The organism is Deltaproteobacteria bacterium (assembly GCA_029210625.1).
Taxonomy (GTDB): Bacteria; Myxococcota; Myxococcia; order SLRQ01; family SLRQ01; genus JARGFU01.
Map to the genome: position 1 here is coordinate 233,453 of JARGFU010000004.1, position 23,660 is coordinate 257,112.

The 23,660-nt window shown below is 68.4% G+C and carries 25 protein-coding genes; 16 read left to right on the forward strand and 9 right to left on the reverse strand.

Features of this window, described 5'->3' with window-relative positions:
• The first annotated feature begins 47 nt into the window (after positions 1-47).
• The gene (locus P1V51_05620; protein MDF1562498.1) at positions 48-293 is read left to right on the forward strand and encodes a hypothetical protein; all 246 of its coding nucleotides are present in this window, start codon (positions 48-50) and stop codon (positions 291-293) included.
• 60 nt (positions 294-353) lie between these two features.
• Here P1V51_05620 and P1V51_05625 read toward each other — a convergent pair whose 3' ends face one another.
• Positions 354-1,352: a ketoacyl-ACP synthase III gene (locus P1V51_05625; protein ID MDF1562499.1), complete on the reverse strand. Its 999-nt coding sequence runs from the start codon at positions 1,350-1,352 to the stop codon at positions 354-356.
• 200 nt (positions 1,353-1,552) lie between these two features.
• Here P1V51_05625 and P1V51_05630 point away from each other — a divergent pair, with 200 nt between their 5' ends.
• Genes P1V51_05630 through P1V51_05650 form a run of 5 tightly spaced genes read left to right on the forward strand, consistent with a single transcriptional unit; the run spans position 1,553 to position 6,359 of the window.
• Entirely contained in the window at positions 1,553-2,377 is an 825-nt protein-coding gene (locus P1V51_05630; GenBank protein MDF1562500.1) for a pilus assembly protein, read from the forward strand.
• 12 nt (positions 2,378-2,389) lie between these two features.
• The gene (locus P1V51_05635; GenBank protein MDF1562501.1) at positions 2,390-4,036 is read left to right on the forward strand and encodes a pilus assembly protein TadG-related protein; all 1,647 of its coding nucleotides are present in this window, start codon (positions 2,390-2,392) and stop codon (positions 4,034-4,036) included.
• 14 nt (positions 4,037-4,050) lie between these two features.
• Complete coding sequence (locus P1V51_05640; protein MDF1562502.1) at positions 4,051-5,355, forward strand: hypothetical protein; 1,305 nt, start codon at positions 4,051-4,053, stop codon at positions 5,353-5,355.
• Positions 5,356-5,358: 3 nt separating this feature from the next.
• Positions 5,359-6,159 carry a hypothetical protein gene (locus tag P1V51_05645; protein MDF1562503.1) on the forward strand — a complete coding sequence of 267 codons (801 nt, stop codon included), beginning with the start codon at positions 5,359-5,361 and terminating at the stop codon, positions 6,157-6,159.
• Positions 6,156-6,359: a hypothetical protein gene (locus P1V51_05650; GenBank protein MDF1562504.1), complete on the forward strand. Its 204-nt coding sequence runs from the start codon at positions 6,156-6,158 to the stop codon at positions 6,357-6,359. The genes P1V51_05645 and P1V51_05650 overlap by 4 nt, the downstream gene beginning before the upstream one ends.
• 60 nt (positions 6,360-6,419) lie before the next feature.
• Here the strand turns inward: P1V51_05650 and P1V51_05655 are convergent, their stop codons facing one another.
• Entirely contained in the window at positions 6,420-7,274 is an 855-nt protein-coding gene (locus P1V51_05655) for a hypothetical protein (GenBank protein ID MDF1562505.1), read from the reverse strand.
• A 25-nt stretch (positions 7,275-7,299) separates the two neighbouring features.
• Between P1V51_05655 and P1V51_05660 the strand changes: the two genes are divergently transcribed.
• Positions 7,300-8,064, forward strand: coding sequence for a hypothetical protein (locus tag P1V51_05660; protein ID MDF1562506.1), 765 nt, complete (start codon positions 7,300-7,302; stop codon positions 8,062-8,064).
• Between the two features lie 9 nt (positions 8,065-8,073).
• Positions 8,074-8,598, forward strand: coding sequence for a hypothetical protein (locus P1V51_05665; protein ID MDF1562507.1), 525 nt, complete (start codon positions 8,074-8,076; stop codon positions 8,596-8,598).
• A 28-nt stretch (positions 8,599-8,626) separates the two neighbouring features.
• Here the strand turns inward: P1V51_05665 and gyrB are convergent, their stop codons facing one another.
• The 5 genes from gyrB to P1V51_05690 all read right to left on the reverse strand — a co-directional run bounded on the left by gyrB (position 8,627) and on the right by P1V51_05690 (position 15,108).
• Complete coding sequence (gene gyrB, locus P1V51_05670) at positions 8,627-11,071, reverse strand: DNA topoisomerase (ATP-hydrolyzing) subunit B (GenBank protein ID MDF1562508.1); 2,445 nt, start codon at positions 11,069-11,071, stop codon at positions 8,627-8,629.
• A 157-nt stretch (positions 11,072-11,228) separates the two neighbouring features.
• Positions 11,229-12,368 (reverse strand): DNA replication/repair protein RecF, encoded by a 1,140-nt coding sequence (locus tag P1V51_05675; protein MDF1562509.1) that lies wholly within the window; start codon positions 12,366-12,368, stop codon positions 11,229-11,231.
• On the reverse strand, positions 12,365-13,036 hold the full coding sequence (locus P1V51_05680; protein ID MDF1562510.1) for a hypothetical protein: 672 nt from the start codon (positions 13,034-13,036) through the stop codon (positions 12,365-12,367). Before P1V51_05680 ends, P1V51_05675 begins: the two co-directional genes overlap by 4 nt.
• Positions 13,037-13,070: 34 nt before the next feature.
• Positions 13,071-14,171 (reverse strand): DNA polymerase III subunit beta, encoded by a 1,101-nt coding sequence (gene dnaN / locus P1V51_05685; GenBank protein ID MDF1562511.1) that lies wholly within the window; start codon positions 14,169-14,171, stop codon positions 13,071-13,073.
• Between the two features lie 274 nt (positions 14,172-14,445).
• Complete coding sequence (locus tag P1V51_05690; protein MDF1562512.1) at positions 14,446-15,108, reverse strand: response regulator transcription factor; 663 nt, start codon at positions 15,106-15,108, stop codon at positions 14,446-14,448.
• Between the two features lie 143 nt (positions 15,109-15,251).
• Between P1V51_05690 and P1V51_05695 the strand changes: the two genes are divergently transcribed.
• Positions 15,252-16,112 (forward strand): hypothetical protein, encoded by an 861-nt coding sequence (locus P1V51_05695; protein ID MDF1562513.1) that lies wholly within the window; start codon positions 15,252-15,254, stop codon positions 16,110-16,112.
• A gap of 65 nt (positions 16,113-16,177) precedes the next feature.
• Here the strand turns inward: P1V51_05695 and P1V51_05700 are convergent, their stop codons facing one another.
• Positions 16,178-16,648, reverse strand: a complete 471-nt coding sequence (locus P1V51_05700) for a hypothetical protein (GenBank protein MDF1562514.1) — start codon at positions 16,646-16,648, stop codon at positions 16,178-16,180.
• A 200-nt stretch (positions 16,649-16,848) separates the two neighbouring features.
• On the reverse strand, positions 16,849-18,189 hold the full coding sequence (gene dnaA / locus P1V51_05705; protein MDF1562515.1) for a chromosomal replication initiator protein DnaA: 1,341 nt from the start codon (positions 18,187-18,189) through the stop codon (positions 16,849-16,851).
• A 743-nt stretch (positions 18,190-18,932) separates the two neighbouring features.
• Between dnaA and rpmH the strand changes: the two genes are divergently transcribed.
• From rpmH to P1V51_05740, 7 genes are all read left to right on the forward strand, one after another.
• On the forward strand, positions 18,933-19,085 hold the full coding sequence (gene rpmH / locus P1V51_05710) for a 50S ribosomal protein L34 (protein ID MDF1562516.1): 153 nt from the start codon (positions 18,933-18,935) through the stop codon (positions 19,083-19,085).
• A gap of 38 nt (positions 19,086-19,123) precedes the next feature.
• On the forward strand, positions 19,124-19,522 hold the full coding sequence (gene rnpA, locus P1V51_05715; protein ID MDF1562517.1) for a ribonuclease P protein component: 399 nt from the start codon (positions 19,124-19,126) through the stop codon (positions 19,520-19,522).
• Complete coding sequence (yidD, locus tag P1V51_05720) at positions 19,519-19,818, forward strand: membrane protein insertion efficiency factor YidD (protein ID MDF1562518.1); 300 nt, start codon at positions 19,519-19,521, stop codon at positions 19,816-19,818. Before rnpA ends, yidD begins: the two co-directional genes overlap by 4 nt.
• A 3-nt stretch (positions 19,819-19,821) precedes the next feature.
• Positions 19,822-21,582 (forward strand): membrane protein insertase YidC, encoded by a 1,761-nt coding sequence (yidC, locus tag P1V51_05725; protein MDF1562519.1) that lies wholly within the window; start codon positions 19,822-19,824, stop codon positions 21,580-21,582.
• Positions 21,579-21,791 carry a hypothetical protein gene (locus P1V51_05730; GenBank protein MDF1562520.1) on the forward strand — a complete coding sequence of 71 codons (213 nt, stop codon included), beginning with the start codon at positions 21,579-21,581 and terminating at the stop codon, positions 21,789-21,791. The genes yidC and P1V51_05730 overlap by 4 nt, the downstream gene beginning before the upstream one ends.
• A complete protein-coding gene (gene mnmE, locus P1V51_05735) occupies positions 21,791-23,143 on the forward strand; it encodes a tRNA uridine-5-carboxymethylaminomethyl(34) synthesis GTPase MnmE (GenBank protein MDF1562521.1) in 1,353 nt (450 codons plus the stop codon). Before P1V51_05730 ends, mnmE begins: the two co-directional genes overlap by 1 nt.
• A gap of 64 nt (positions 23,144-23,207) precedes the next feature.
• Complete coding sequence (locus P1V51_05740; protein ID MDF1562522.1) at positions 23,208-23,660, forward strand: metallophosphoesterase family protein; 453 nt, start codon at positions 23,208-23,210, stop codon at positions 23,658-23,660.

The window sequence follows — 23,660 nt, forward strand, 5'->3', positions numbered from 1 at the left end:
AAGAGAGGAAGGCACCGGTGTGTCCTCACCTTCCCGGAGGAAGAAAGATGCGTGTTCTCGCCGCCCTGGCCCTCTTCGCCCTGCTCGCCTCCCCCGCCCTCGCGGCGGCCCAGCCCGCGCCGCAGCCGCCCCCGGTCCAGAACGTCATCTTCGACGGGGATGTTCTCGAGGGAGGCCTCGACACGCCCGAGGGCTCGATCATGACGACCCGGCCGCCCACGCGCTTCGGCTCGCTCATCGAGCTCCGCCGCGACTTCGCCGCCGAGCTGATGGCCTCGGTCTCCGAGCTCTAGGACTCAAGAGGAAAGGCCGTGGACGTGCACGTGAACGTACACGGCTTTTCCCGGGCGCCCCTAATAGCGCATGAGGGCGGCGCCCCAGGTGAAGCCCGCCCCGAACGACGCCATCGCCAGCAGCTCGCCCCGCTCGAGGCGCCCCTGCTCCACCGCCTCGTCGAGGCAGAGGGGGATGCTGGCGGCGGTGGTGTTGCCGTACTTCTGGATGTTGTTGAAGACCTGATCCTCGGAGAGCCCGAGGATGCCCTGCACCGCCTCGGAGATCCGCAGGTTCGCCTGGTGGGGGATGAAGAGGCGCAGGTCCTTGGGCGTCACCTGCTGGCGCTCCATCACCTCCTGCAGGGCCCGGGGCATCTTCACCACGGCGTTCTTGAAGACCTTCTGCCCCTGCATCGAGGGGAACTGCCGCCGCTCCTCGACCACGGAGGGGTCGAACTGGGGCATGTTCTTGGAGGAGGGGAACTCGATCCACAGGTCGCGGGCGTGGCGGCCGTCGGCCCCCAGGGTGATGTCGAGGAGGCCCCGGTCGGGATCGTCGGTGGGGCCCAGGATCGCGACGGCGGCGGCGTCCCCGAAGATGCAGGCCACGTCGCGCCCCTCGGTGGAGACGTCGAGGCCGGTGGAGTGCACCTCGGCGCCCACCAGGAGGATGCGCCGGTAGGTGCCGGTGCGGATCCAGGCGTCGGCCACCGAGAGGCCGTAGAGGAAGCCCGAGCACTGGTTGCGCACGTCGATCGCCGGCACGTTCTTGAGGCCCAGCTTCTCCTGGAGGAAGCAGCCGGAGCCCGGGAAGAAGTGATCCGGCGAGAGGGTGCAGTAGATGATCATCTCGATCTCGGAGACGTCCATCCCGGCCTTCTCGCAGGCGTTCCTCGTGGCCTCGACGGCGAGATCGGAGCCGCCGATGCCCTTCCCCTCCTCGACCCAGCGCCGCTCCTGGATCCCGGTGCGCTGCCGGATCCACTCGTCGGAGGTGTCCATCCTGGACTCCAGGTCGGCGTTGGTGACGACGCGCTCGGGGAGGTAGCGACCGGTGGCGATGATCTCGGTTCTCATTCCTTGCTCCTGAAGAAGAGAAATGGGGTCTTGCCCGAAAAAACGCGGGCCATCCTGCCGGAGGAGGCGGCCTCGCGCCAAGTCGAGGAGCGTCATGAAGGGGCGATCAGTGATTTCAGGCACTTAGGCCTCCTGGGGACCCCCTCGTCCGTCCAGGTGACCGATACCCCCCCTTTCCTTTGCACACCTAGTCTTACACCATGCACGACCGGCGCGTTCTTGGAGGAGGCGAGCAGGGTCAGGTGATCGTCGAGCAGGCGATCATCCTGCCCATGATGGTCTTCCTGATCCTGGGCATCGTCCAGCTCTCGATGCTGCAGCATGCCCGGATCGCGACGGAGTACGCGGCCTACAACGCCGCGCGCTCCGGGATCGTCTACAACGGCGACGTCGACAAGATGGAGCGCGCCGCCTTCTTCTCCGTCCTGCCCACCCTCGGCCGCTCCGACAACTGGGGCGACCTCTTCCAGACGGTCTTCTCCAAGGCCCTGCTGGCCCAGTTCGGGGCCGATCTGGCCGACATGATCGGCTTCGACATCCTCGGCAGCATGAAGATGGTCCAGGTCGAGATCCTGGATCACCCGGACCCCAACATCGGCGACCGCCTCGGCATCGTCGATCAGCAGCAGCACCTCAACCAGCAGCAGATCGACTTCGACGACTTCCGCACCCAGCCGGCCATCGCGAACCAGCTGACGGTGCAGGTGAAGTACTTCTACAAGATGCGGATCCCCTTCGCGAACTGGATGCTCCACTACATGTGGATGGCCTCCCGCGCGGACGCGATGGCCGCCTACGGCACGGTCGCCTTCGCGAACCCCGAGCGCACCATCCTCGGGCGCCGCACGGGGATCGGCTCGCACACCGAGATCCTGGCCCGCGCCGCGGCCAAGTCCGGGGACGACGACGACCTGCGGGTGGTCCTCCAGTACCGGGTCGCGGGCGAGTACCGGATCCCGATCAACACCCACTACACGATGCGGATGCAGTCCAACCTGTACCGCACCTACCTCGAGGGGAACTGACCGATGCTTCTGATGATCCATCGGCTTCGCCGAGACGAGGAGGGCCAGACCCTGGTCCTGGGCGCCGTCTCCATGCTGGTCCTGGCCCTGGCCGTGATGACCACGATCAGCATCGGTGAGGCGGCCTACGAGAAGATCAAGCTGCAGAACACCGCCGACGCGGCGGCCTACTCGCTGGCGGCCACCCAGGCGCGCGCGTTCAACTTCTTCGCCTACACCAACCGGGCGATGATCGCGCACTACAACACCGCGCTGACGATGGTGGCCTACCTCTCCTTCTGCATCTACGTGAACAACACGCTGGGGAGGCTGGCGGGGCTCCTCAAATACATACCCATACCCGTGTTCTCACAGGTGATGACCTTCATCGAGAAGGCGCTGGAGATCGTCACCAAGGCCTTGCGGATCGTGGTGGCGGTCGTCTTGCCCATCGTGAACATCGTCAACGGGGCCTACTTCCTCTTCCAGATGGGCATGCTGGGGGTGCTGGCAGCGCAGCTGCTCCAGAACTCGGGCATCGTCTACGAGAACGACCCCGACGCCGTCTCGGGGGTCGACCTGGGCAACCTGAACGCCGGCTCGGTCTTCCAGGTGCTCATCAAGGGCTTCAACGGCATGGCCGTCTACAACGCCTTCGACTTCAAGTCGACGATGGCCCTGGTCCCGGTCTACGGAGCCAACCGCAACTTCGACAACGTCAAGAACACCAACGGTCCCCAGATCAAGAACGCCGCCGGTCAGGACCGCGGCAACGAGGGGCGGTTGATCATGAACGAGCTGATCAACGCCGGCCGCCATCCCTGGGTGACCATCTCGAAGAACGGCACGCCCTTCCTCGGCCGGAAGTGGCGGATCAACATCGGCATCCTGGGCTTCGGCATCGAGTTCAAGAAGAGCGCCCGGACCGAGCACAACGCCACCACCGGCATGGGGTCCCGCAGCAACTCGCGGCACGACATGATCTTCTCGGTGGACCAGTTCTACATCCGGCTCTACGCGCCCTCGTACTGGTTCAAGATCACCTACAACTCCTTCGTGCTGGCCGACTACAAGAAGGGCGGCGAGCTCGAGCAGCTGCAGGTGAAGGACAAGAAGTGCGGCAAGTGGAACTGGCGCTGCAAGCTGGGCAAGGCCATCACCGCCCCGGTGCGCGAGATCCTCAAGGCGGCCTTCAAGGCCTTCCCGGGCCTCAACCGCCTCAAGGAGAAGAAGTACTACTGGTTCGGCATCACGCCCTTCATGAAGTTCAACCCCTCGCCGAAGTGGCGGGAGGTCTTCCACCAGCCGCAGTTCATGATGCTGGTGAGCAAGCCGGACGAGAAGCTCAACAAGCTCCAGGACACGGCCCACCGCAGCTACGGGATGGACACCAAGGTCGAGGTGGGCTCGGGGGCCTGGCAGAACCGCCGGGGCAGCAACAAGTCGCTGAACCTGGAGGTGGACGTCACCGACGAGTCCTCCTTCATCTCCAGCCTGATGCCGGGCTTCAACGCCCTCTCGGTGGCGCGCTCCTACTACCACCGCCCCGGTGAGTGGAAGGAGCACCCGAACTTCTTCAACCCCTTCTGGGCCGCCAAGCTCGACCCGGTGGCGCACCACGCCATGATCGGCGAGATCCCCCACCTGGCGAACTTCGGCGACGAGATCATCCTGCACTGATGGAGGCGAGAGTCATGACGACCCGGATTTTCCAGCGCCTCCTGCGGGAGGAAGAGGGCTCGGGGCTCACCGAGTTCGCGATCATGGTCCCCTCGATCATGATCATCTTCCTCTACAGCATCTTCTTCACCGACATGATCGAGGTGAAGCTGAAGACGCTCGAGGCCTCCCGCTTCATGACCTGGGAGTCGACCGTCTACCGGGACGGCAACTCCATCAAGCAGGACATGGAGACGCGGTTTGCGAACCTGCGCTCGACCGACATCGAGGCGGCCGAGACCCTGCACATGATCGGCATCGAGAACGTGCGGATCACGAACACCTACACCGACGCCCTCGAGGTCGACATGACCGGCGGCGTCCCGGACGACGACAGCACCAGCGAGATCGGCGGCATCGACGCCACCATCAACTCGGTCCTCGCCTGGATGAACCTGCCGACCCGCGGCAAGGCGCGCTCGGAGGTCACCTTCCAGGTCGACAACAAGATCGTGCCCGACTTCATGATGTTCAACACCGAGGTGCGGGCGCAGGAGGGCGAGAGCGAGGGCTTCTCCGGCGACAACGGCTTCTCGATCGCCAGCCACCACGTGATGATCTACGACACCTGGAAGGGCTGGCCGAACAAGAACCGCCGGGTGGGCAGCCGCGCCGGGCAGACCGCCAACCCGATGCAGACCTACGACATCGCCGAGTCGGCCCTGGAGGCCCAGCTGCGGCCGGTCGCCTACTTCAAGCTGACCAACACCGGCATCATGGACGCCCTGGGTGAGGTCTTCGCCTTCTTCGGCCTCCCCGAGCCCATCACCGTGAAGCGGGCCACCACCGGCCCGACCACCATGCGGGCGCCGGCGAAGTCCGGCCACGGCATCCAGGGCTTCTCGCCCACCAGCAGCCAGAGCCAGATCACGCGCTTCGGCCACCGCTGGGGCCAGAACATCTTCCTGGGCGACAACCCGAACCCGGGCATCGACCACAGCCGCTGGTCCCTGCCCTACTCCATCTCCAAGGGCAGCTACGGCGGCCGGACCGTCACCTGGTGGCACCAGCGCGCCGGCGGCATGGTCAGCCTCTCGCGGCCCTGGTCGATGTCGGAGTACCCGCCCAACACCAAGCTCTACAACCACCAGTACGAGAACGACTACTTCCTCTCCTACGGCTGCCGCGGTCACTACTACGACGGCTACGTCCAGGAAGACGGCGAGCCCGGGGACTATCGCAACTACGACGGCTGCGGTGACGGCGTCGATGCCGTTCAGGGCGGGATCCAGGATCTCCTGAACACCTTCGGCGGCGGCTTCCAGCTTCCGGGGTTCTAGGCCATGCGTAAGCTCATCCTGAAGTCCCTGGCCCTCGTCCTCTGCGGCGGCGCCGCTGCCCTGGGCCTGGCCCTCGACCCGGGCACCATCGCCTCCTCGAGCGCCATCGCCCCCCGGGCCGTCACGCCCCTCCTCCACGGGGACCTCCCCGCCTACCCCGGCGTCGCCGAGACCCGGGTCGGCCGGGGGCTCTCGATCAACGGGCAGCGCGTCGACATGCACCAGTTCTTCACCGACGACGCCCCCGAGGTGGTCGCCGACCACTACGAGCAGGTGCTCTCCGCGGCCGTCGGCGGCGAGGTCCACCGCTACCAGGTGGGCAACGCCGACTACGTGGGCGTGATGAACGACGAGGGGCGCTTCGTGCAGGTGATGATCCTCGCCGACGGTGAGGGCTCGCTGGTGATCCCCAACGTCGCCGACGGCCCCCTGCGCCCCGGCCGCGAGGTCTCGAGCCTGAAGGTGCCGCTGCCGCCCGACGCCTCCAACCTCTCCACCTTCCGCTCCCAGGACGGAGGCAAGGTCGCCACCTCGGCCCAGTTCCTCACCGAGCTCGACATGCTGGGCATGTCCGAGTTCTACCGGGCGAAGATGCCGGCCCTGGGCTTCCGCCAGCTCGAGGGCGCCGTGGTCCCCGAGTCCCTCGGCGAGAACGGCCTGATGCGCTTCGCGGGCCCCGAGGGCGACATCGTGAGCATCGGCGTGCAGTCGGTGGCCGAGCGCCGCGGCTGCCTCGTCTACCTCCTCCACGAGGTGCCCATCGATCCGGACGCGCCCGAGGCGGCGCCGGAGGCAGCGCGATGAAGACGATCCGGAAGCTGCTCTCCCGCCTCTCCTCGGAGCGCGGCCAGGCCGCCACCGAGTACGCCATCATGTCGGCCTACCTGCTGGCCGCCGGGCTGGTCGCGTCGCCCTTCGTGATGCGCTTCATGCCGGAGATGCTGAACGCCTTCCAGATCTACGTGGACGGCTTCTACTTCGTCTTCAGCCTGCCGATTCCCTGACGCTCGCGTACGCTCGCGTCGGCTATCAGCTGACAGCTGATAGCTGCGAGCGAAGCGAGCTCAGTTGCCCACGGGCAGGTAGGGCAGATCCGACTTCGCCCCCTCGCCCTTGGCCTTCAGCTCCATCACCGTGTCCTGCTCGGTGGCGCGAACCACCCGCAGCACTGGCACGATGCCCACGACGTCGAACCAGATCTCCGAGCTGTAGGCCTTGCCGTCGGGGCGCTTGCCGTCGAAGCGGTAGTGCCAGGTCTCGAACTTTCCGGCGGGCACCTCGATGGTCTTCTTCCCCAGGTACTTCACCTTCGGCAGGTGGGTGTCCGAGACCTCCACGTTGATGGAGAAGGCGTCCTGGAACTTCTGCTCCGGGTCGTTGCCGATGGGCAGCACCAGGGGCGGCATCCCGGCGGGCTTCATGATCATGCCCCGGGCGTTGCGCAGGTCGGAGGAGGCCTTCTGGAAGGCGATCTTCACGTAGGTCTTGTCGCCGGTTCCGTCGATGGAGAGGATCTCGAGGATGCGCCAACTCGGACCCGGCAGCCCGTCCTGGGGCACCACCGAGAGGCGCATCGAGCCGAGGTTGAACTGGGGGTGGGTGATCTCGTACTCGGCCCAGCCGCCGACCTTCATCTTCGGCATGCCGGTCTTCAGCTTCTTCCACTGCGCGTCGGGCAGGAAGAGGCCGACGTTGCCGAGGTCGAGCTTGTTGTCCATCTGGTAGGTCTCGACGTCGTTGTCCTCGCCCGGATCGCCGGTCACCGTGGCCGGGGCCTCGTCGTCACCGGCGACCCGGGTCGCCGGGAGGTTCTTCTTGATGGGCGGCTTCGCCGGGGTCTCCTTCGCCTCCTGGGCACGGGCGGGGGTGGACCCACCGAGGAGGGCGCAGAGGGAGAGAAGGAGGACCGTTCGCATCATGGCTATCTGGTAGGCTAGCGGCTCCATGGCTGTCAATCGGACCTCCGGTAGGACGCCCTCGCGCAAGCTGGCATTCATCAACGCCGGCCTCTATCTGGGCTGCGTCGCCGTGGGCGGCCTGGTGGTCGCCTCGTCGGCCCGCGCGCTCCTGCTCTTCTATCGCGAGCCGGTCACCTACCTCCCCGGCCTGCCGCGCGACTTCTGGCTGGTGGGCCTCGAACTCCTCCTCGCCCTCCTCGGCGCCCTCGCCCTCGGGCGGGCCCTCGCCGGGGAGCGCCCCTCCTTCGCGCTCTCTGCCGGCGTCTGGGGCCTCATGAGCGCGCTCCTGGCCTACTGGATGGTGGGCAACCCCGGGGCGCGCGAGATCTCGGCGCTCCACCCCCGGGCAGAGGTGGTCGGCCACCTGAACACCCTGGCAGTCCTGCTGAAGGATCGCTACCGGCAGGAGGGGCGCTACCCCGAGAGCCTCGAGGTCCTCGCCGGGAGGACGGGCTTCCCCGAGGGCCCCACGCCCTGGACCGGACGCGGGCGGCGCCTCACCTACCAGCACGTGAGCGAACGGGGCCTCGGGGCACGCCTGGCCGGCCGCGACGGTGACCTGGCCGGGACCTTCTACTACGTCGTCTCACCGACCCGGGACCACTACTGGTTGACGGCGGTGATCCTCGACGGCGCCCCCACCGGCAACCTCGCGTTTCTCCGTGACACCTCCGGCCATCCGATGATTATCTCGTCGCGCTCCTCGTCGAAGGTGGACGAGACTCAGCCCATTTTTCCCGGAGGTCGCTAGATGAACCGGATGATCAGGCCCTTGCTCGCCCTCTCCCTGCTGCTGCCGGCGCTCGCCACGGCCGAGCCCTTCGCGCCCACGCCCACCCTGCCCGCGGGCTACGGTGACCAGCTCTACACGGCCATCGTCAAGCAGATGAAGAAGGACATGCCCGACGCCTCGAAGGTCCCGGCGCCCCTCTGCCCGGGCTGCGTGGCCATGCAGCTCGGCCCGGGGATGGAGGGGGCCCTCCCGGCGGTGCAGCTGCTCTCTCCCGCCTCCAAGAAGGAGGTCGTCGCCTTCTACAGCGAGAAGCTGAAGGGCTGGAACAAGACCGAGGAGCACGGCTTCCAGTGGGTCTTCTGGAAGGGCGGCCAGAGCCAGCTGAACTCGATGATGCCGACGGTCCCCCACGTCGTGGTCTTCGACGCCCTCGCGGCCGGCCTCGACAAGAAGCTCTTCGCCAAGATGAAGACCCAGGTCGTCGTCTACTTCCCCGGCGAGCCGGGCAAGGCGCCGCCCGCCCCTCCCGAGGAGGAGGACGAGGAGGAGTAGCCGAGGACGTGCAGCTCCCTAGCGGGAGCTACACATCCAGGTTGGCGACGTCGAGCGCGTTGCGCTCGATGAACTCGCGCCGGGGCTCGACCTGATCGCCCATCAGGACGCTGAAGATCGAGTCGGCCTCGACCGAGTCGTCCACCCGCACCTGCAGGAGGGTGCGGGTCTCTGGATCCATGGTGGTCTCCCAGAGCTGGTCGGGGTTCATCTCGCCCAGGCCCTTGTAGCGCTGGACCGAGAGGCCCTTCTTCGAGCCCTCGAGGATGGTGTCGACCGCGGCGTCGAGGGTCTCGGCCTCGCTCGCGTCATTCGAGCCGCCGAAGAGGACCCGGAAGGGCCCCTCCCCGTGCACCCGGAAGGCGTTGGCCAGCTGGCGCAGCTCCTTGAACTCGGGTGAGCCGAGGAACTCCCAGGAGAGCACGGTCTCGCGCTCGACGCCGGCCATGCGGGTGAGCACGCTGATCTGCTTGCGGTCGTGCTCGGCGTCGTGGCTCTGGCTCACCAGGGCCCGGGCGTCCGGATAGCGGCGCTCGAGATACCCTTCGGCCTCGGTGATGGCCTTGCTCACGGCCGCGCTGTCGGAGAGGACCTCGCCGTCGAGGTCCGTGGCTCGCAGGAAGGCGTCGACGATCCGTCCGTCCCTCCGCTTGCCCACCCGATCGAGGATCTTGCGGTAGGTCAGCACCGACTCGAGGAGGTCCTGCAGCGCCGCCCCCTCGACGGTGGAGGACCCGCCGTCGGCGCCCCGCTCCAGGTGGGCGCTCTCGCCGGCCAGGCGCAGGAGGTAGTCCTGCAGGGCCTCGTCGTCCTTGAGGTAGTCGGTCCTCTTCTTGCGGGCGACCCGGTAGAGGGGCGGCTGGGCGATGTAGAGGTAGCCCTTTTCCACCACCTCGGGCATCTGCCGGAAGAAGAAGGTGAGCAGCAGGGTGCGGATGTGGCTGCCGTCGACGTCTGCGTCGGTCATCACGATGATCCGGTGGTAGCGGATCTTCTCGATGTCGAAGTCGTCGTGCCCGATGCCCGTGCCCAGCGCGGTGATCAGCGTGGTGATCTCGTTGCTGGAGAGCATCTTGTCGAAGCGGGCCTTCTCCACGTTGAGGATCTTGCCGCGCAGCGGGAGGATCGCCTGCGAGCGGCGGTCGCGCCCCTGCTTGGCGGACCCACCTGCCGAGTCACCCTCGACGATGTAGAGCTCGGAGTCGCTGGGGTCCTTGGACTGGCAGTCGGCGAGCTTGCCCGGCAGCGAGCTGGAGTCGAGGGCTCCCTTGCGGCGCACGGTCTCCCGCGCCTTGCGCGCGGCGACCCGGGCCCGGCAGGCGTCGACCACCTTGCCGACGATCTTCTTCGCCTCGGGGGGGTGCTCCTCGAGCCAGTCGCCGAAGCGCTCGTTCACGATGGACTCGACGACGCCCTTGATCTCGGAGTTGCCGAGCTTTCCCTTGGTCTGCCCCTCGAACTGGGGCCGGGGGAGCTTCACGCTCACCACCGCCGCGAGGCCCTCCCGGATGTCCTCACCGGAGGGGTTGTCCTTGAGGTTCTTCAGCAGGTTGTTCTTGGTGGCGTAGGCGTTGATGGTCCGGGTGAGCGCGGCCCGGAAGCCCACCAGGTGGGTGCCGCCGTCGACGGTGCGGATGTTGTTGGCGAAGGTGTAGATCCGCTCGTCGTAGGCGTCGTTCCAGGCCATGGCGATCTCGACGATGACGTCGTCCTCGGTCTCGGCCTGGAGGTGGATCGGATCCTTCATCAGCCCGACGCGCTTCTCGTTGAGGTGCTCGACGAAGGAGCTGATGCCACCCTCGTAGAGGAAGGAGGCCTCCTTGCCCGAGCGCTCGTCGCTGATCTTGATGTTCAGGCCGGCGTTGAGGAAGGCGAGCTCGCGCAGGCGGCCGGCGAGGGTGTCGAAGCTGTACTCGAGGACCTCGAAGATCTCGTGGTCGGGCTTGAAGGTGACCTTGGTGCCGGTGTGGTTGGTCTCGCCCATCATCTTCAGCGGGGCCTTGGGGACCCCCCGCTGATAGACCTGGTGCCAGACCCGGCCGTCGCGGTGGATCTCCACCTCGAGGAGGACGGAGAGCGCGTTCACGCAGGAGACGCCGACGCCGTGCAGGCCGCCGGAGACCTTGTAGGCCGAGTTCTCGAACTTGCCGCCGGCGTGGAGCTTGGTCAGGACGACCTGCGCCGCGCTGACCTTCTCGGTGGGGTGCATGTCCACCGGGATGCCGCGGCCCCGATCGACGACGGTGATCGAGTTGTCGACGTGGATGCAGATGTCGATCGTGGTGCCCTGCCCGGCGAGGTGCTCGTCGACCGCGTTGTCGACGACCTCGTACACGAGGTGGTGGAGGCCCGGCGCACCGGTGGAGCCGATGTACATCGCGGGCCGCTTGCGGACCGCCTCGAGGCCCTCGAGGATCTTGATGGAAGAGGCACCGTACTGCTCGACCTCGGCCTTTGGCTTGACGGACTCCAAGCTCTTGTTCCCTTCCACGATCCGGCTGCCCCCACGCTCGCGGATCGTTTGAAATTCCGGGTACTTAGCTACCCGTTCGGCGGGGCGTATCCTAGCACCGGACCCCCCTTTCCTCAAGCGCGGAGGGGTCCCGGAGCATGGTTCCAACCCCTTGGAATCAGGAAGGATTCCCGCCTTCGGCCCGCGGCTCCACCCTCCCCTCCTCGACCTGGAAGATCCGGGCGCCGGAAAGTCGCGCGGGGGAGAGGTGGGAGAGATCCGTCGTGGTGAGCAGGGCCTGGCCGGGGAAGCGCTGGAGGTAGTCGAGGAGGTGGGCGTTGCGCTCCGGATCGAGCTCGCTGGAGATGTCGTCGAGGAGGAGGAGGGGCGTGACGCCGGCGCGCTCCTGGAGGTTCTCGATCTCGGCGATCTTCAGGGCGAGCACCACGCTGCGCTGCTGGCCCTGGCTGCCGTAGGTGCGCAGCGGCCGGCCGTGCAGGGAGAGTTCGATCTCGTCGACGTGCGGACCCACGCAGGTGCGGCGGCGCGCGCGATCCTCGGCGCGGTGGCGGCGCAGCGCCTCCATCAGGCGTCCCTCGAGCTCGGCGGCGGCGCGGCTGGGCTCCTGCCCCTCCTCGGCGGTGGAGCGGTAGACCATCGCCGCCTCGACCTTCGTGCCCACGATGGTCTCGAGGATGCGCACCATCGGGAGGGTGAGCTCGTCGGTGACCTGGCGGCGGCCCTGGATCACCTCGGCCCCGGCCTGCGCCACCACCGGATCGAAGCTGGCGAGCGCGTGCTCGAGGCCTGGCTTCGCGTCGCGCAGGAGCCGGTTGCGCGAGGCGACCGCGCGCCGGTAGCGACGGATGGCCTCGAGGTGACTCGGCCGGCGGGCGAAGACCGCGCGATCGAGCCACTGCCTTCGCTCGGCGGGTCCTCCCTTGGCCACCGCGAGATCGTCCGGGGTGAAGGCGATCACCGGCAGGAGCGAGGACCAGCGCGAGAGGGAGCGCTCGGCCTTCTCTCCGATGAGCGCCTGACGGCGGCCCGCCTGCACCTTCAGCGTGAGGTGCGAGGTGAGCTCGCCGACGACCTTCGCCTGGATCTCGGAGCGCTCCGCGCCGATGCGCACCAGCTCGACGAGGCGAGAGCCGCGCAGCGCCCGCTGGGTGGAGAGGAAGTAGATCGACTCGAGGAAGCTGGTCTTCCCCTGGCCGTTCGCGCCGAGGAGCACGTTGAGCCCCTCGCAGAGCTCGACCTCGACCCGGGCGAGGTTGCGGAAGTCCCGGACGCGGTGCTCGAGCAGCCTCCCGCTCACTTCGCGTCCGTCGCGGCCGGAGGATCGACGACGACCGGCGCGAGGGGATGCTGGCTCGGATCGCTGGGGGTCTCACCCGGGAGGGGACCCTCCTTCAGGAGCGCGGGCTTGAGCTTCGCCGGGAGGATCTCGCGAGCGAGGACGCCCGGCGGCACGCAGACCTCACCCTCGGGGTAGGTGAAGGTCCAGATCTTCTCCCGGCCGCTCTCCTGCTCCTGCCAAACCCAGGAGAGGGCGCCGAGGGAGTCCCGCTGCACCCGGCTCTTCTCGCGCCCCTTCCCCACCGCCGCCTCGAGGGCCTCGCCGTAGACGACGAGCTTCGGGTCGAGGGTCGCTCCGGCCTCTGCCGAGCGATAGAGGGGCGGGGTCTGCACCAGGCTGCCGCCCTCGGCGAAGGTGTAGCTGGCGCGCACGTAGCAGTGGCCGCGGACGAAGCGCTCGAAGATGCCGGTGTGGGGCTTCATCCCCTCCCACTCGATCAGGAGCACCTGGTAGCTGCTCATGCCCACGGGGACCTGCGCCTCGACGGCCGAGAAGAGCACCGGCGTGGCCTCCACCGGCGCGGCGATGGGCTCGGCCTCGCCGAGACCCTCCTCCGCCTGCGGCGGACAGGCCGCGAGGCAGAGGACGAGGACGAGGAGTGAAGACCACTTCCCTGCGAGCCTCATGAGGGCCTCCCGCTCGGTTTGGATCGCTGCGACTTCAGATCCGCATGGGCATCACCACCGCGGTGAAGCCCGGATCGTCCTCGGCCTTGACGAGGCCCGGCGAGAGCTCGTCGGCGACCTCGAGGATCACCCGCTCGCTCCCGAGCACGCCGAGGACCTCGATGAGGTACTTGGCGTTGAAGCCCACCTTCACCTCGGGGCCGTCGTAGCCCACCTCGAGGGCCTCGGAGGCCTCGCCGAGGTCGGGGTTCTCGGAGATCACGGTGAGGGTGGACTTGCCCAGCTCGAGCTTCACCGAGGGCGCCCGGTCGGGAGAGACCAGGGAGACGCGCTTGAGGGTGGAGAGCAGGGCCTCGCGGTCCACGGTCAGCGGGTGCTTGCCCGAGTCGGGGATGACCTGCTGGTAGTCGGGGAACTGACCGTCGACCAGGCGCATGACGAGGTAGAGGCCCTCGCTGCGGAAGACGGCGTTGCTGCCCGAGAAGCCCAGGCTGACGGTGCCCGGCTTCTCGCCGAGGAGGCGCCGCATCTCGGAGAGGCCCTTGCGGGGGATGATCACTCCCTTGGAGAGGAAGAGCTTTCCACCGAGCTCCCGCTCGACCATCGAGAGGCGGTGGCCGTCGGTGGCGACCATCCGGGCGGTGGCGCCCTGGGCCTCGATGAAGACACCGTTGAGGTTGTAGCGGGTCTCGTCGGTGCTGACCGCGAAGTGGGTCTTCTCGATCATCTCCGAGAGGGCCTCGGCCTCGACGTTCACGAAGGAGACGTCCTCGACGCCCGGCAGGTCCGGGAAGTCGGCCGGATCGGCGCCCACCAGCCGCGAGCGGTAGCGCCCCGAGACGATCTCGACCCAGTTGTTCTGCTTGCGGGTGAGGGTGACGGTCTTCTCGGGGAGGCTGCGAACGATGTCGAGGAGCGAGCGGGCCGGGACGGTGATCTTCCCGGGCTTGCCCACCTCCACCGGATGCTCTCCCTTCAGGCCGAGCTCGAGGTCGGTCGCGCTGATGGCGAGCAGCCCCTCGCTGGCCTCGAGGAGAACGTTGGCCAGGATCGGCATGGTGGCCTTCCGGTCGACGATTCCTTGCGCACGATAGAGCCCCTTGGCGAGCTCCTCGGCGCTCATCTGAATCTGCATCGTTCGTTCTTCCTCTGTTGAGACAAGAAAGAGAGAAGGATCTTAGGATCTAGTAGGGATCGTAGGGGCTGTGGACACGAGGGACAGACCCTCAAGTCCTCGGAATCACGACCGAACGATCGAGAAGTGTCTGTGGAGAGATCGTAGATCCAGGAAGGGTGCGGCTTGTGTAGCACTGGGCTCAGATCACCGTCAACAGATGGGACCCTCCCCTTCGAACAGGGTTTTCCCGTGGCTTTTCCTCAAGGTAGCAGTCTGCTCGGGCGTCCAGTGATCAGCCCCGGCTCCGGACCGAGGGAGAGCCCGGCAGGAGACCCTCGGCGAGGGCCAGGGTGGCGGCCTCGGTCTTCGTGCTGACGTCCAGCTTCCGGTAGATGTTCTTCACGTGGCTCTGGACCGTGCCGAGGCCGATCCCCAGGATCTCCCCGGTCTCGGCGTAGGTCTGGCCGGCCGCCAGCTGGGAGAGGACCTCGAGCTCCCGGGGGGTGAGCTGCTCGGGGCGCTCGGTGCGAGGGATCCGGGCGGGCTCGAGCACCCAGCCCACGAGGTGGCGCGCCAGCGCCGGGGAGAAGCTGGCGCCCCCGGCGAGGACGGCCTCCAGGGCGCCCAGGAGCCGCTCGGGGCCCTCTCCACGCAGGATGAGGCTCTTGCCCCCGGCGCGCAGGAAGGCCATCAGCAGCTCCGGGGGGCAGGCCTCGCAGAGGCCGACCACGGGGCGCTCGAGGGAGGTCAGGAGCTTCAGGCCCTCGAGGCCGGTCGTCGTGGTGGGATCGAGGACCACCACGTCGAAGGCGAGGCCCTGATCGATCAGGAGCTGGATCTCGGTGGGGTGGGAGCAGGCGGCCGCGAGCCCGAAGGTCGGTTGCTTCCAGCCGATGAGCTGGCCGAGGGCGTCGCGCAGGTGGCTGCGCTCCTCCAGCACGAGTACCGAGATCACGATCTTTCCTCCCGGGACATCCCCAGAGTCCGTTCGCCTCTCTCCCTATCCCATCCGTGGGAGGCTGGCGAGAGAGGAAGCGATGCGGCGGCGGCTCCGCGGTGGGTTTCGAGCGGGGGCTCCTTCGGCTATCAAGCCTGGCCATGACGAGCCTGCGTCGCCCTCCCCTCCCCTCCCTGGTCTCTCTCCTCGCCCTGGCGCTCCTCCTCGGGGCCTGCTCGAGCGTGGATCTGATCGTGCGTCAGGGACCGCCGAGCGACTTCGAGGTCCAGCGCATCGCCGTCGCGCCGCCGGTCGTGCTCGCCCGCTTCGTCGAGGCCGCCGCGCCCCCCGGCATCGACGCCGAGGCGCCCCCCATCGATCACCCCGTCTTCGAGGCCGGCTACTACGTGGGTCACCTGCACATGGCGGGCGGCTACGTGGTCGTGGAGAGCGAGCGGGGCATGCAGTACCGCTCCAAGACCATCGCCTTCAACGACGAGGCCCGCTACCGCGGCCTGGCCACCGAGTGGCTCGAGCGCGCGGTCGACGACGCGCTGATCTGGAAGCGGATCAATCACCTCGGGATCGAGCCGCTGCCGGACGAGGCGGTGCCCCTGCCGAGGAAGCGAGAGGTGCGCGGCTCGCGGCCGCTGGACCTGCGGGACAACCAGAACCTGCCGGCCTTCGACCTCGAGCCCGGCGAGCTCGACGAGGCCCGCCGCGCGGCCCTGCCGGATCTGAAGGGCGCCCCGCTCCTCCTCATCCCCTTCCTGACCCACTACTACAGCCACAACGGCGGCTGGTTCGTCGGCCAGACCTACGGGACCGGCGCCGGCGTGCGCCTCCGGATCTTCTGGGCCCTCTACGACGTCTCCACCGGCCGCACCCTGCGCTGGGGTGAGATCCAGGGCCGCCACATCGAGCCCTACGTGAACTCTCCCAACAGCACCCAGATCGACGACTACCTCCTCGAGGCCGAGGCGGAGGTCTCGAAGGAGCTGCGGCGGCGCCTGCTGCGCTAAACCAAAGAGAAAGGGCCGCCTCCCTCGCGGGGGACGGCCCTCTCTTCTTTCGGCTTCGTCAGCGACTACTGGAGCTGGGAGGCCGGGATCGGCTTCTCACCGATGCGCACGCCGCGGGCGTCCACGATGGAGCAGCGGGTGCCGAAGATCGGCATGCTGCCGAAGAGGAGGCCGTTGGCCGAGGTGTGGACCCGCGGCGAGAGGAGGTGGGTGGCCTCGGGGATCTTGTCGAGGGCCATGTAGAGGGCGCGGCTACCCTCGGCGGACATGCCACCACCGAGCAGAGCGCCGATGATGGCGAAGGGGCTGCTGGACTGACCGGCGGTGATGCTGGCGGCCTCGTTGGAGAAGAGGTGGGCCCAGTCGATCCCGAAGATGTAGGTACCGCACTCCTCGGCGTTCACGTTCGCCAGCACGGTGTAGTCGGCCTTGGCGAAGGGGATGGCGGCGCCGGGGATGCCCACGTGACGACGGCTGCAGCCGGCGGCGAGGGTCAGGGTGGAGACGGCGAGAAGGGCGATGAGAATGCGCTTCATGGAAGGTGTCCTCTTGGAGAGTGCTACTTCGGTAGGAAGGCGCGAGTGGCCTGAACCTGGTGAAAGGAAGAGAGCGATGGATGGGTACCACCCCAGGCGGACCCGGATGCATCCCACGTCCATGGGATCCCTACCAAGTGCCTACCAAGTGCCTGGCACCTATCAGGCAGGCGGTGGGGAAGCGGAGCTCCCCCCACCTCTCAAACGTTGATGCTCTTCTCGAGGCTCGCGACCGCCTGCTGCAGCGCGATGTCCTCGTCGAGGAGCCGCTCGATCTTCTTGCAGGCGCTCATCACCGTCGAGTGATCCTTGCCGCCGAAGCTCTTGCCGATGTCGGGGAAGGAGAGGTCGGTGAGCTTGCGGGTCAGGTACATCGCGACCTGCCGCGGCTGGGCGATCTGCTTGTGCCGGCGGTGGGAGCGCAGGTCGGAGACCCGCACGTTGTAGAAGCTCGCCACCGTTCTGAGGATGGTCTCGGCGTCGGGGCGCCGGCTGCGCAGGGCCAGGACGTCCTTGAGGACCTCGCCGGCCAGCTCGATGGAGAGCTCCTGCCCGGTCAGGGAGGCGAAGGCCTCGATGCGGATGAGCGAGCCCTCGAGCTCCCGGACGTTGGACTTGATGTGGGTGGCCAGGAACATCGCCACGTCGGAGGGCAGCGCGATGCCGTCGGCGGCGGCCTTCTTCTCGAGGATGGCGACCCGGGTCTCGAGCTCGGGGGGCTGGATGTCGGCGATGAGGCCCCACTGGAAGCGCGACGAGAGGCGCTCCTCGAGCTCGGGGATCTCGTTGGGCAGCTTGTCGGAGGTCACCACGATCTGGCGGTGGGTCTCGTGCAGGCTGTTGAAGGTGTGGAAGAACTCCTCCTGGGTGCGGTCCTTGCCGGCGAGGAACTGGATGTCGTCCATCAGGAGGACGTCGCAGCGCTCGCGGAACTTCTGCCGCAGCATCTCCATGCGGTTCTCGCGGATGGAGACGATGACCTCGTTGGTGAAGCTCTCGGCGGAGAGGAGGAGGATGTTCCAGTCCGGGTGCTTGCGCCGGATCTCCAGGCCGATGGCGTTGAGGAGGTGGGTCTTGCCCAGGCCCACCCCGCCGAAGAGGAAGAGCGGGTTGTAGTTGGTCGCCGGCACGTCGGCGACGGCCTTGCACGCCGCCGAGGCGAACTGGTTGGAGGCGCCACAGACGAAGGTGTCGAAGGAGTACTTCTCGTTGAGCTCGCGCACGCCCGGCGCGGTGCGGGCCGGCCCGGCCCGGGGAGTGCGGGGCTGGGGAAGGTCGGGGTTCGCCGCCGGGGTCTCGGGGCGCTCCTCGACGGTGATCTCGAGCTCCATGGGCCGCCCGGCGATGCCCTGGACCTCGGTGCGGATGAAGTCGAGGTAGTTGTCGATGACCCAGTCCCGGATGAACTTGTTGGGCAGCGCGAGGACGATGCGCTCCTCCTCCTCCGCCACGCAGTGGATGGGGGCGAAGTAGGTCTTGAAGACGTGGTCGTTGAGCCGGCTCTCGATGCTCTCGAGGGTCCGCTCCCAGGTGCTCGTCATGGTCTTGAGTGCTCCGCCAGGATCGCGAACTGGTTCAGGTGGATTCCCGCAGGTTGTCCACAGCTGTGGAAAGCCTTGAACCATGGTGTAAGTTATTGAAAATACGTAGACGTGTAGATAGAGCTATCGCAGGGGTTCGCGGACTGTCCCCAGGCCGCGTCCGGCGCAATCGTGGGAGATCCGGCGCCGGTGGGGTGCGCGCAACGAAAGGAAGAACCGGCCGGGCCGGTCTTCAGGAGCCCATCAACTCCTCACCCCGTCGAAGGGCCATGTCTATCGGGCGCTCAAAGAGCGATCAAGATCAATTTCCGAGGATCTCGGATCCCTCCACGATCGTTGAAGGATCTCGTCCCGCGATCTCGGGCCGCGGGCGCCGCTTCGCGGCAGCCTGTGGAGAGGGGTCTCTAACTCCACGTCACACAAGGGAAATCTCGTCGGAGGGTGATTTCGCTCCAAGCCGGGGCCGAAACTCCCCGGGAAACAACGGGAAGTGGGCCCTCCGGTGGCGGCGGGGCGGCCGGGGAGGCGGTCCGGGGGCTCTCCGGGCCCCGGCCCTCCCCTCCCCCCCCGGGCGTCAGAATCGGGTCCTTGACTTCGCCTGCGCCGCGTGGATACTTGCCCCCCTTTTTCGCGCCCCACCCTTGCCAGAGAGGGCCCCTCTCAGGGGGAACACGAGGCAATGAACTCGGGGTGGATGGCGCCAGTCGAATCGAGTCATCTCATAAGAGGTAGAGGTAGCAGTCATGAAGCGGACCTATCAGCCCAGCAAGGTGAAGCGGAACCGGACCCACGGCTTCCGGGCCCGGATGTCCACCAAGGGTGGTCGCCTGGTGCTCAAGCGTCGGCGGCAGAAGGGGCGCAAGCGCCTCGTCGTTCGTTCTGCGACCCGCAAGTAGCTCCTCCCCCCGCGGACTGGCTGCGCGAAACACACGCCATGCCCGTCCCGGACGAAAGAGATCATGAGGGTGGGCAAGGGCTGCCGAGGTCGGCGCGCCTGCGCCACCGCCGTGAGTTCCTCGAGGTCCAGCGCCGCGGGCGCTCGGTGAGGACGAGGTACCTCGTGCTCCTCGCCCTGCCCAACGGCCTGGGTCACCGGCGCCTCGGCGTGACCGTGTCCACCCGGGTGAGCAAGCGCGCGGTGGACCGCAACCGCATCAAGCGTCACCTGCGGGAGGCCTTCCGCAAGGAGCGCGGCTGCCTCCCGCCGAGCTGCGACGTGGTGCTCATCGCCCGGGGCGCGGCCCTCGAGGCCTCCCACGCGCAGCTCGTCGCGGCCTTCACCGAGGCCGCCCGGCGCCTGCCCGACCTGCCCGCGCTGGAGTTCGCCCGATGAGGAGGATCGTCTCCCTCGTCTCGGCGCTCTTTCGCCGGCTCTTCCTCGGGCTGATCTGGTTCTACCGCAACGCGATCAGCCCCTTCACCCCGCCCTCCTGCCGCTTCCAGCCCACCTGCTCGGCCTACGCCGAGGAGGCCATCCGGCTGCACGGCCCGCTGCGGGGCTTCTTCCTCGGTCTCTACCGCGTGGGTCGCTGCCATCCCTTCTCCCGGGGTGGCTACGATCCCGTGCCGGCCCTGCCCGAGACCCCGACCACCGGAATGGACGAGACCGCCCTCCCCCCGCGAAGCTAGAAGATGCAACAGCGCAACACATTCACCGCCATCGTCATCTGCCTGGGCATCCTCATCGCCTGGCAGACCATCATGCCCCGCGTCTTCCCGGAGTGGTTCCCGCCGCCCCCGGACGCTACCGAGACCGCGAGCCCCGACGGCGGCAGCGCGGCGACGAAGCGCGACGCCGGCACCCCCGACGGCGGGGCCGCCGTGATCGCCGCCAGCCCGGAGAGCGGTGCGCCCGCGGGCGAGGCCGGGGAGCCCGGCGAGGGTCCGGAGGCCGGCGCCGCGCCGGAGGCCACCGCGAAGGTGCCGGCCGAGCGGCCCGAGGAGAAGGTGGTCCTCGAGAACGAGAAGATCCGCGCCACCTTCACCAGCAAGGGCGCGGCGGTCTCCTCCTGGGTGCTCCTCGCCGACCGCTTCGAGCACGACGGGCCGGTCGAGGGCGGCGCCGAGGGCGAGACGAAGAAGACCCGGGTGGACCTCGTCGAGGTCGACGAGAAGGAGGCCCTGCCCTTCTCGACCACCTTCGCCGAGCTCGAGTGGGAGGCCGGCGCCTCCTACGAGATCGTGAAGAAGACCGAGTCCTCGGTGACCTTCCGGGCCACCTCGGCCGGCGCGACGGTGGAGAAGACCTTCAGCCTCGATCCCGAGAAGCCCTACCAGCTGGGCCTCGCCCTCACCGTCGCCGGCGACCAGGCGCTCTCCCCGCGGGTGCACCTGGCGCGCCGTCCGCCCGAGGAGAAGAAGGCCGGCGGCTTCTTCGGCCGGATGCTCAACCCCCTGCCGGATGAGATCCGGCCCTCCTGCGCCTACGGCGAGGAGGTCGAGCGGCGCACCTACGACGAGGACGAGCTCTCCTTCGCCCAGACCGGAGAGCTGCGCTGGGTGGGCATCGACTCGCGCTACTTCCTCACGACCGTCTTCCCCGGCGAGCCGGACCCCGGCGCGGGCTGCAAGCTCGAGATCCCCGAGGAGCGGCGTCTGCGGGCGAGCCTCGAGCTGCCCCCGGTGCAGCCGGGCAGCCAGAAGAACATCGAGGGCTACCTCGGTCCGAAGTTCAAGACCCAGCTCCACTCCTACGGCCACGATCTCGAGCGCAGCATCGACTTCGGATGGTTCGGTCTGCTCTCGATCTTCCTGCTCTACGTGATGAACTTCTTCCAGGATCTGGTGGGGAACTGGGGCGTCTCCATCATCCTGCTCACGGTGACGGTGAAGATCGTTCTCCTCCCGCTCACCAACTGGTCCATGAAGTCGATGGAGAAGATGCGCGCCATCTCTCCGAAGATGAAGGAGCTCAAGGACAAGTACGGGAAGGACCAGCAGCGCTTCCAGCAGGAGATGATGAAGATGTACCGGGAGGAGGGCGTGAGCCCCTTCGGCGGCTGCCTCCCGATGATGCTCCAGATGCCCATCTGGATCGCGCTCTACCGCACCATCTACAACACCGCCGAGCTCTACCAGGCGAGCTTCATCGCCGGCTGGCTCGACGACCTCTCGGCGCCCGAGGCCGGGGTCATCAAGTTCCTGCCCATCGCCATGGGCATCACGATGTTCCTGATGCAGAAGATGCAGCCGACGCCGAACACCGGCGACGACACCCAGGCGCGCATGCAGAAGACGATGATCTACATGATGCCGCCCTTCTTCACGCTCATCATGTACGGGCTGCCCTCGGGTCTGACCCTCTACATCTTCGTCAACAACGTCCTCTCCATCGCCCAGCAGTACTGGATCCGTCGCCGGCTGGCGGCCGAGACGGGTGAGACCAAGGCGTGAGCGCGAAGAAGAAGGATCCGCTGCTCGCCGCGGCGGTGATCAAGGTCTCCTGGGAGATGCGCGGACCGCAGGCGAAGATCTTCGAGGAGATCTACCAGGGCGTCCTGCGCGACCACGGCCTCAGCGAGGAGCAGGTCGAGGCCTACCTCGAGAAGAACCGGGCGAAGGTCGAGGCGCTGGCGAAGGGGAGCGGCGACGCCGCGAGCTGATGGACGGCCGCGACACGATCGCGGCCCTCGCGACCGCGACCGGCCCCGGCGCCGTCACCATCCTCCGCCTCTCGGGCCCCGGGGCCTTCTCGATCCTGGCGCGCCTCTGCCCGGGCCCTTCGCCCGCGCCGCGCGAGCTCGTGCTGCGCCCGGTGATCGATCCCGCGACGGGCGAGCTCATCGATCGCGCCCTGGTCGTCCGCTTCCCGGCGCCTGCTTCCTTCACCGGAGAGGACGTCGCCGAGATCCAGGCCCACGGCGGCGCGCTCCTCGCCGACGCGCTGCTCTCGGCGGCGCTCGCGGCCGGCGCCCGGGCGGCCCGGCCGGGGGAGTTCTCCCGGCGCGCCTTCGAGGGCGGTCGCCTCGACCTCGCCCAGGCCGAGGGCCTCGCCGAGCTGATCTCCGCGGGATCCGAGGCGGGCCTGCGCGCGGCCCGGGCTCTCTTCGGGGGGGAGCTCTCCCGGGAGGTCGGCGCGCTCCTCGAGCGGCTCGAGGGCCTGCAGGCCCGCCTCGAGGCCCTGATCGACTTCCCCGAGCAGAGCGGGGCGCTCGACGAGGAGGCCCTGGCGCGGGACCTCGCCGCGTTGCGCGCGCGCCTCGGGGCCCTGCACCGCAGCCACGCAGAGGGGAGGCGCCGGCGGGAGGGCGCCCGGGTGCTGCTCGTCGGCGCCCCGAACGTCGGCAAGAGCTCGCTCTTCAACGCCCTGGTCGGGCACGCCCGGGCCATCGTCCACGCGGAGCCCGGCACCACCCGCGACGCGGTGGAGGGGCGCCTCGAGCTGCACGGCCTCGGCGTCACCCTGGTGGACAGCGCCGGCGTGCGCGAGGCCCCGGGCGAGGTCGAGGCCGAGGGAGTCGAGCGCACCCGGCGGGCCCTCGAGGCCGCGGACCTCATCCTCTGGGTTCAGGACCTGGGCGAGGAGGCGCCCGCCGACCCGGCCACCGCGCAGCTGCTCGGGCAGGTGGGGGAGGGGCAGCGGATCCTCCCGGTGGGCAACAAGCGCGACCGGGCGGGGGAGGGCGCCTCGCACCCGCTGCCGGTCTCGGCGCTCACCGGCGAGGGGCTCGGGGCCCTGCGGGAGGCCCTGGCCGGGGCACTCGGCGCGGCCGGGGAGGGGAGCGGGGGAGAGGCCGGGGTGGTGCTGACCCTCGCCCGGCACGAGGCGGCGGCCGGCATCGCCCTCGAGGCCCTCGAGCAGGCCGAGGCGCTGCGGGCGGCGGGCGGCGGGCTCGACGCCCTCTCGGAGGAGCTCGGCGAGGCCCGCCGGCAGCTCGCCGGGATCCTCGGGAGGATCGCCCTGCCCGAGGCGCTCCTAGATCGTATCTTCGGCGACTTCTGCCTGGGCAAGTGAGGCCTGCCCGGGACGGGCGGAAAAGTTGCCCGGGTTGGGGTGGTGGCCGCATCGTAGAGGCCAGGTGAAGATCGGCATCATCTCGGATACCCACGGCCTGCTGCGCCCCGAGGTCCTCGCCGCGCTGGAGGGCTGCGAGGCCATCCTCCACGCCGGGGACATCGGTGGCGACGCGATCCTCGCGGGCCTGCGGCGAATCGCGCCGGTCCACGCCGTGCGGGGGAACTGCGATGGGAGCTGGGCCCGGGCGCTCCCCTGGACCGAGCACCGAGAGCTGGGGGGCCTCGGCTTCTACCTGATCCACGACCTCGCCGAGCTGGACCTCGACCCTTCGGCGGCCGGCGTCTCGGTCGTCGTCAGCGGCCACTCGCACCAGCCGAAGATCGCCTGGCAGGGTGGGGTGCTCTACCTCAACCCGGGCAGCGCGGGGCCGCGGCGCTTCACCCTGCCGATCGCGCTGGCGCGGCTGGAGCTCGGCCCCGGGGGGCTCGAGCCCGAGATCGTCACCCTCGGCTGA

What these genes read in the sequence shown, in the direction of transcription:
- P1V51_05695 (MDF1562513.1), top strand. Translation starts at nt 15,252, where the DNA reads ATGACGAGCCTGCGTCGCCCTCCCCTCCCCTCCCTGGTCTCTCTCCTC.
- P1V51_05650 (MDF1562504.1), top strand. Translation starts at nt 6,156, where the DNA reads ATGAAGACGATCCGGAAGCTGCTCTCCCGCCTCTCCTCGGAGCGCGGC.
- P1V51_05620 (MDF1562498.1), top strand. Translation starts at nt 48, where the DNA reads ATGCGTGTTCTCGCCGCCCTGGCCCTCTTCGCCCTGCTCGCCTCCCCC.
- mnmE (MDF1562521.1), top strand. Translation starts at nt 21,791, where the DNA reads ATGGACGGCCGCGACACGATCGCGGCCCTCGCGACCGCGACCGGCCCC.
- P1V51_05680 (MDF1562510.1), bottom strand. Translation starts at nt 13,036, where the DNA reads ATGAGGCTCGCAGGGAAGTGGTCTTCACTCCTCGTCCTCGTCCTCTGC.
- P1V51_05635 (MDF1562501.1), top strand. Translation starts at nt 2,390, where the DNA reads ATGATCCATCGGCTTCGCCGAGACGAGGAGGGCCAGACCCTGGTCCTG.
- dnaN (MDF1562511.1), bottom strand. Translation starts at nt 14,171, where the DNA reads ATGCAGATTCAGATGAGCGCCGAGGAGCTCGCCAAGGGGCTCTATCGT.
- yidC (MDF1562519.1), top strand. Translation starts at nt 19,822, where the DNA reads ATGCAACAGCGCAACACATTCACCGCCATCGTCATCTGCCTGGGCATC.
- P1V51_05640 (MDF1562502.1), top strand. Translation starts at nt 4,051, where the DNA reads ATGACGACCCGGATTTTCCAGCGCCTCCTGCGGGAGGAAGAGGGCTCG.
- P1V51_05660 (MDF1562506.1), top strand. Translation starts at nt 7,300, where the DNA reads ATGGCTGTCAATCGGACCTCCGGTAGGACGCCCTCGCGCAAGCTGGCA.
- P1V51_05665 (MDF1562507.1), top strand. Translation starts at nt 8,074, where the DNA reads ATGATCAGGCCCTTGCTCGCCCTCTCCCTGCTGCTGCCGGCGCTCGCC.
- rnpA (MDF1562517.1), top strand. Translation starts at nt 19,124, where the DNA reads ATGCCCGTCCCGGACGAAAGAGATCATGAGGGTGGGCAAGGGCTGCCG.
- dnaA (MDF1562515.1), bottom strand. Translation starts at nt 18,189, where the DNA reads ATGACGAGCACCTGGGAGCGGACCCTCGAGAGCATCGAGAGCCGGCTC.
- P1V51_05625 (MDF1562499.1), bottom strand. Translation starts at nt 1,352, where the DNA reads ATGAGAACCGAGATCATCGCCACCGGTCGCTACCTCCCCGAGCGCGTC.
- P1V51_05630 (MDF1562500.1), top strand. Translation starts at nt 1,553, where the DNA reads ATGCACGACCGGCGCGTTCTTGGAGGAGGCGAGCAGGGTCAGGTGATC.
- P1V51_05645 (MDF1562503.1), top strand. Translation starts at nt 5,359, where the DNA reads ATGCGTAAGCTCATCCTGAAGTCCCTGGCCCTCGTCCTCTGCGGCGGC.
- rpmH (MDF1562516.1), top strand. Translation starts at nt 18,933, where the DNA reads ATGAAGCGGACCTATCAGCCCAGCAAGGTGAAGCGGAACCGGACCCAC.
- P1V51_05700 (MDF1562514.1), bottom strand. Translation starts at nt 16,648, where the DNA reads ATGAAGCGCATTCTCATCGCCCTTCTCGCCGTCTCCACCCTGACCCTC.
- yidD (MDF1562518.1), top strand. Translation starts at nt 19,519, where the DNA reads ATGAGGAGGATCGTCTCCCTCGTCTCGGCGCTCTTTCGCCGGCTCTTC.
- P1V51_05655 (MDF1562505.1), bottom strand. Translation starts at nt 7,274, where the DNA reads ATGATGCGAACGGTCCTCCTTCTCTCCCTCTGCGCCCTCCTCGGTGGG.